The sequence below is a fragment of the Pseudomarimonas arenosa genome, from assembly GCF_014841215.1.
GTDB classification, from domain to species: Bacteria; Pseudomonadota; Gammaproteobacteria; order Xanthomonadales; family Xanthomonadaceae; genus Pseudomarimonas; species Pseudomarimonas arenosa.
In genome coordinates this window covers 1-6462 of the sequence record NZ_JACYTR010000105.1, presented here as the reverse complement: position 1 = coordinate 6462, position 6462 = coordinate 1, and the positions used below count along the sequence as shown (strand labels likewise).

The following is a 6462-nucleotide window of genomic DNA, read 5'->3' as shown; positions in this document are numbered from 1 at the left end:
CTCAATAGCGCCAATACCAGGTCTACGCGCTTCTCTGCAGGCATTTCGCTCTTGCGTCCCATGTCTTGCTCCTCGATGGTTGTCTATCATTTCATCGGGTCCAAGGATCTGGGGGCAAGACAAACTTCAAAAAGCGGGCGGAGCAGCAGCCCTCGTTAACGCCCTGCTATACGTGATTGGCTTTGCAGCCATGGCGACGGTTCTGAATCCGGGCAACACGGAGGGCTGGGGCGCGGCGCAAAGGCTCGCGTTTGTGTTGGAAAGGAAGGCCCTTTTTCAAGCCTGGACCACGCTCATCTATGTCGTATTTGGCATGGCTCTCGTCGTCCTATCTGTTTCCTTGCACGAGAGGCTCAAGGACGCATCGGCTAGCCTTATGCAGATCGCAACCGCTTTTGGCCTGATCTGGTCTGGCCTTGTCATCGCGAGTGGCATGATTGGCAGCGTTGGTCTGGAGGCAGTCGCTTCGCTCCAAGCCACCGACCCGTCACAAGCTCTTTCCACCTGGACTACGCTTGGCGCAGTCGAAAACGGATTGGGCGGTGGCGTTGAGGTTGTCGGGGGTCTGTGGGTATTGCTCATCAGCCTCGCTGTTCGTGGCTCACATGCACTTCCCAAGGCGCTGTCCTATCTTGGCTTCGTCGTCGGCACCGCCGGGATTCTCACCATTGCGCCTCCGTTGGGTGAGCTTGGTGCGGTATTTGGCATCACTCAGATTGCGTGGTTTGCCTGGGTCGGGATCTGCATGCTGCGCCGCCCCACAACTAACTAATCGTTCAAGCGGACCGATGGTCCAAACCTGCCAATGCCGTGACGGTATAGCAGCCTGGTCAGGTGTGGTGCATCGCCCGCTAAACTCCGGGGTTGGTCGTCTACCGTCGCGGCTCCAAGCTTGGGTGTGCGCTCCTGTGTTCGCCGCCAATTGGGCACGACCAACCGCTTCTGGCCGTGCAGCGCTACCCAAACCTCACCGAATACACCGGCGGCAGATTGTTCCCTACTGTCTGCCAACTCTCACCGCGATCTTCGCTGATGTACAAGTTACCGGTGGTGCTGCCAAAGGCGAGGGTGTCGCCGCTGGCGTCAAGGGCGTGGCGGTAGACGACATCAAAGGCGTTTTCCTGCGGTAATCCCCTGCGTAGCTGCTGCCAGGACTGGCCGCCGTCAGTGGTGCGGGCGACGAATAGGCCGCCGTCGATGGCGGTGCGTTGCATGTCGGCCTTGCCGGGTACCAACCAGGCGGTGCGGCCGTCCTTGGCATCGACGGCGACCGGAAAGCCGAAGCGAACGCCTGATTCAGGTGCGCTGACATTGCGCCAGTTCGCAGCGCCGTTGTCGCTGTAGAACACGCCGCAGTGGTTCTGTTGCCAAACATGCTCAGGTGCGCCGGGGCAGAGCGCAACGTAGTGCGGGTCGTGTCCCCATTCGGCGTTAGGGTCAGGCAGGTAGTCGTTGGTCATTCCCTGGTTGCGGCCCCGCCAGGACTTGCCGCCATCGGTGGTTTCCAGCACGCCGGCTGTGGAGACCGCGATCAGCATGCGATCGGCATTCTTGGGGTCGACGGCAATCGAGTGAATGCCGGCGGCAAACTCGCCGGACTCCGAGGCTGGCGTGCCGAACCAGTGTGTTTCGCCGCTGCCGTCACCGTTGAACAGATCACCGCCGCGAGAGGAGTGATTCCATAACGCACGGTTCAACTCAAAGGTCTGGCCGCCGTCACTGCTCTCGAACAGCCCGCCGGGAATGGTGCCGACATAGATCTTGCCGGTCGGGCCGAAGGCGATGCACCAGAGCTTCAGCAGGGTGGCGGTGCGGACTTTCGAGGGCGGCTCGGCGCCGTCCTCGCCCGGCATGTCGGTGCCGATGTAGCGTGCGCCTGACGGGTACTTGATCTGCGTTGCGTCCTGCCAGGTCGCCCCGTCATCGGTAGAGCGCGACAGCTTGGCGCCCCAGTGGCCGTGGCCGAGCAAGGCCCATAGGGTTCCGGTGCTCGGGTCGCAGGCGACATAGTTACTGCCGGCGCCGGCATGGCCGGCCAGCCGCGGCTGCCAGCGACCGTGGGCCTGTTCGACGATAAAGCTGCCCTTGCGGGTACCGACCAGAACACGCTGTGCCATCTCAGCCTCCGCTCAGTGCTTGCAGGATGAAAACCTCGGCGTTTTCGTTCAATGGATCCGATAGCGCCCGGCGATCAACGATACGTTGCCCGTCGATGAAGATATTGACGTGCGGCCGCAGGCGCCCGGCTTCGTCGCAGACGTAGAAGGCAAAGCCAGGCGCACGCTGTTCCAGCGCCGCCAGCAACTGCGCCACGCTGCTCGCTTCGACCGACAGCGATTGTCCCTTCAGTGCCGGAAAGAACGACAGCAGGTGGCCGGTAAGCGTGACGGTTGCCATACCGAAGTGTAGTCCCAAAGCCTGAGCGAAGCATCGCGGTGTCGATGCGGCATTCTGGCGCTTCACTGCTTGCGTGCGCGAATCACCGTTGCCGTATAGTGGCGAGGCGCGCGATCCTGCGGAATCGGGGCATGTGGTGACCAAGCAACTGCAGCTCGATCAACGCAGCACACCAGGGGCGGGCGCCGATTCACGCGCATTGCCAAGCGCAGCTGAGCTGCGCGGGGCTGCCCGCCTGGCGGTGGAAGGGGTGCGCAAGGTCACTCAATTGGCTGGTGCAGTGCACGGCGGTATCCAGCAGGTAGCAACGCTGAACGCCCTGGGTTCGCCCAATGCCGCCGGTGGCCTGGCGGGATTGAGTTACCGCGTGGTTGAGGCTGTCACCGGGCTGGTCGGGCACAGTCTCGATGCCCTGCTTGGTCTGTTGCCCGATGGCGATCCGCAGCGGCCGGGGTCCGCCCGATCGCAAGCTCTGCTCAGTGCGTTGAACGGTGTGTTAGGTGATTGGTTGGAGAGCAGCGCCAATCCATTGGCGATCAGAATGCAACTTCTGCATCGCGGTCGACCGCTGAAGGAGGATCAGACGCTTGCATTGCCTGGCGTTGAACCTGGAAGGGTGAAACTCGCCGTTCTGTTGCACGGCCTGTGCATGCACCCGCAGCACTGGTCGGCGCCGGCTGATGGCCAGGAAGAAGGCGCAGCGCCCGCAGAGACGCCCGGCGCGCCAGGGCCGATGGAGGAGATGCTGACCGAACTTGGCTACTGCAGCCTGCACCTGCACTACAACAGCGGTCGTTCGATCGCCGGCAATGCAGCTGACCTTGCAGAGATGCTTGAGCGCCTGGTTAAGAAGTGGCCAGGGCAGATTGACTCGATCGTCCTGATTGGCCACAGCATGGGCGGCCTGGTGGCGCGTGGCGCCTGCGCTTTAGCCGAGCAGACGGGGCAGGGTTGGCTGAGCCGCACCCACAAGCTGGTCTGCCTGGGCAGCCCGCATCAGGGCGCGCCCTTGGAACGTGCCGGGCACGGGCTGGAACAGCTGCTGGCGGCCCTGCCGCTGGTCGCCCCCTTTGCTCGTCTAGCTCGCTTGCGCAGCGCCGGCATCACCGACCTGCGCCATGGCAGCCTGCAATCAGCGACAGACGGGCCAACGGTGTTGCAACCACCGGCTGGGCTGCATCTGTATCTGTTGGCGGCCAGCCGCAGCCTGCAGCCGGCTGTAGCAAGCCGTCGACGACCGCGCAGTGATGGCCTGGTGCCGGTCGCCAGCGCGCTCGGTGAACATCGGCAACGTGCTCGCTCGCTGGCGGTACCGGCCTCGCGCAAAGCGCTGCTGTACGGCATGCACCACTTGCAGATCCTGTACCACCCCACCGTCAGTGAGCAGGTGCGCGGGTGGCTGCTGGAGCCTTCCGGGCTAGGTGTCGCGCTGAGCGACAGCGATCGATGATGAGCGCGGTCGTGCAGGGCAGTGCTGATCTTCACCGGGGATTGCGTTTTCCACGCAGCTGGGCTTTCATGCACGAAAGAAATCGTACAAAGGCTGCCAATGCCCCTGATCATCACGCGTCTGATCTTCCTGATCTGTCTCGCCCTGCTGGCTTCGTTTTCCTCGATCTCATACGCAGCTGAACATAGACTTCAACTGGCCGCCCGGGCCTGGGGCCTGGCCAAATATCATCACCCCAATATCACCCGCTGCCAGCTCGATTGGGATGCGGTCATGATGGAACGTGTTGTTTTACTGGAGGCCGACGACGCGGCCGCTCGGGCTGAGGCGATCATGAGCATGCTTGCCGCGGCGGGTGACGGGTCGCGCCAGCCGGTGGACGAGCAGACGCCGGCCTGGATCGTCGATTCAAACCTGCCGCCGGCCTTGCAGGAGCAGCTGGCCTGGCTGGCGGCGCAGCGGCCAAGCCAGCAGTGTTACGTCTCAACCGAGTCGTGGGGTGGCCCAGCCCAGTTCAGCCGCGATGTTGGCCAGGCAGTGTTCGATCCGGACCGGCGTCAGCGCGCCTTGGCGCTGTTTCGCTTCTGGAATGCGATCGAATATTTCTTCCCCTATAAGGCCGACATCGGTCGTGACTGGGGCGAGCTGTTCGACCAGTACGCCGATCGAATCATTGACGCACCCAGTCGCGCAGACTATGTGCTGGCCATGCGTGAGTTCACCGCCGCCATCGAAGACTCGCACGCATTCTTTTTTGAGGCGGCGAGCGCGCCGGGCGAGGGCTTGGCGCCGTTCACGCTGACGTCCATCGATGGCCGCGATATCGTGCTGCAGGTGTTGCCCAATGCGGCCACGGTGCGCCCGGGCGATGAGCTGCTGGCCATCGATGGCGAGTCCCTGGTAGATCGCAAGCGGCGCTTGCAAGCGCAGGTGTTTGGTTCCAATCCGATCACCAAGGAACGAGAGGCCTTGCGATTGGCCTTGTCTCTGGGCGCCAATCCGGGGCGGTTCTCGCTGCAGCGCCCAGACGGCAGCCGCTACGAGGTCTCCTTGCCGCGCAGTGGGCTGTACCATTTTTCAACCCTGGCCGGGCAGCCGGTGTGGCAGAGCCGTGCGCTGGACGGCTGTCGGATCGGTATCGTCGACTTGGCGCGGTTGCAGCCTGCGGAAGTCATGCCGATGCTTGCCGCCATGCAGTCGAACGACGCCATCGTATTCGATGTTCGCAACTACCCGAATAACACCATGTGGCCGATCGTCGACGTGCTGTATGCCGAGCCGACACTGATGGCTCACCTCAGCCAGCCGGACCTGGCTGCGCCGGGACGGTTTACCCTGTTTGAAAACCGCCTCGGTGGGCGCCAGCCCAGCGGCTGGCAGGGCCGGATCCTGCTGCTGCAGGACGAGCGCACTCAGAGTCAGGCCGAGTTCTCGCTGATGGGATTCGAAGCCACCGGTCGAACGATCAGTTTCGGCAGCCAGACTGCGGGTGCCGACGGCAATATCACCTCAATTGAACTGCCGGGCACTCTGACCAGCTACTTCACTGGCCTAGGTGTTTTCTATCCTGACGGCCGCGCCACCCAGCGCATCGGCATCGTGCCCGACGTGCATGTTCGACCGACCATCGCAGGCTTGGCCGCGGGGCGCGACGAAGTGCTGGAGGCGGCGCTTGATTGTCGCTGGCTGCAGGATGCGGCGCCAAGCCGCCTGCCCGCTAGCGGTGCCTACTACGCGCCGGCGCGCAACGGCGAAGGCTTGGATGTGCATGCTGACGGGCAGACGACGGCCGTGCTCAGCTACGGTTACGATGCCCATGGCGAGCCCGAGTGGCTGCTCGCCGCGAGCCTGTCTGACAGCGAAGCCTGGCAATCGAGCTTCCTGCGCTATACCGATGGCGGTGATGCCCATCAGGCGGCGCCCGACTACGGAGTGGATTTCGAACGTGGCCCTTATCACCGGGTTTGCGCGGACAAGAATCAGAATGCGCTGCACCCGCGTGCGCAGTGGCGCTGGCCTGGGTCGGCCGACAGCGAGGGCAACTGCCAGCAGCCCTTGCTGCTCAACAGCGGGCCCGCTGGCGGGCTCTGGAGTGGTCCGCCGCCCGAGCTGGGTTGGGGGCTTAGCATTCACCAGCAGAATGAGCAGTTGTCGGTGTTTGTCTATGCCTACGATGACGCGGGTCAACCGCGCTGGCTGCTGGGCACCGGCACGCTCGACGACGCCGGGCAAGCGTCGATCACGCTGCAGCGCTTCGGCGGATTTTGCCGTCACTGCCCGCCGACCGATCTCAGCGTGACCGAAGCCGGGACGCTTGAACTCGATCTGCGCGGCGCCTTGCACAACGTCGAGCAGGGCAATTGGCTGTCGATCAACGCGCAATTCGGCGCTGGGCACTCACGCTGGCAGCGCCAGAACATGCCGATGCAGCGATTGGTCGGCCACTGACCAACGGTAGCGGCGAGCCCGGATATTTCATGAGGTCGCGCCGCAAGATCCGGCAATTCCAAGCGGGGCGAGAGTTTCGACCGATGGTGTTGAGATAACAGAGTGTTCGCGATCTTTCGGCGCTGGCACGGCCCTCATTCGGCCGCTGCGCGGCTACGCAGGGCATT

At 63.5% G+C, this 6462-nt stretch carries 5 protein-coding genes; 3 read left to right on the top strand and 2 right to left on the bottom strand.

Annotated features, from left to right (window positions below; translation table 11 throughout):
* The first annotated feature begins 79 nt into the window (after nucleotides 1-79).
* Nucleotides 80-772, top strand: coding sequence for a DUF4386 family protein (locus IFO71_RS21140; RefSeq protein WP_225444857.1), 693 nt, complete (start codon nucleotides 80-82; stop codon nucleotides 770-772).
* A gap of 184 nt (nucleotides 773-956) precedes the next feature.
* On the opposite strand, the gene IFO71_RS21135 is transcribed toward IFO71_RS21140, so the two are convergent.
* Both IFO71_RS21135 and IFO71_RS21130 read right to left on the bottom strand, forming a co-directional pair.
* Nucleotides 957-2117 (bottom strand): WD40/YVTN/BNR-like repeat-containing protein, encoded by a 1161-nt coding sequence (locus IFO71_RS21135; RefSeq protein ID WP_192031677.1) that lies wholly within the window; start codon nucleotides 2115-2117, stop codon nucleotides 957-959.
* Nucleotide 2118: 1 nt separating this feature from the next.
* Complete coding sequence (locus IFO71_RS21130; protein WP_192031676.1) at nucleotides 2119-2397, bottom strand: MoaD/ThiS family protein; 279 nt, start codon at nucleotides 2395-2397, stop codon at nucleotides 2119-2121.
* Nucleotides 2398-2533: 136 nt separating this feature from the next.
* On the opposite strand from IFO71_RS21130, the gene IFO71_RS22570 reads away from it, so the two are divergent.
* Together IFO71_RS22570 and IFO71_RS21120 are read left to right on the top strand one after the other, a co-directional pair.
* Nucleotides 2534-3847 carry a lipase family alpha/beta hydrolase gene (locus IFO71_RS22570; protein WP_192031675.1) on the top strand — a complete coding sequence of 438 codons (1314 nt, stop codon included), beginning with the start codon at nucleotides 2534-2536 and terminating at the stop codon, nucleotides 3845-3847.
* 99 nt (nucleotides 3848-3946) lie between these two features.
* Nucleotides 3947-6295 (top strand): S41 family peptidase, encoded by a 2349-nt coding sequence (locus tag IFO71_RS21120; RefSeq protein WP_192031674.1) that lies wholly within the window; start codon nucleotides 3947-3949, stop codon nucleotides 6293-6295.
* The last annotated feature ends 167 nt before the right edge of the window (nucleotides 6296-6462 follow it).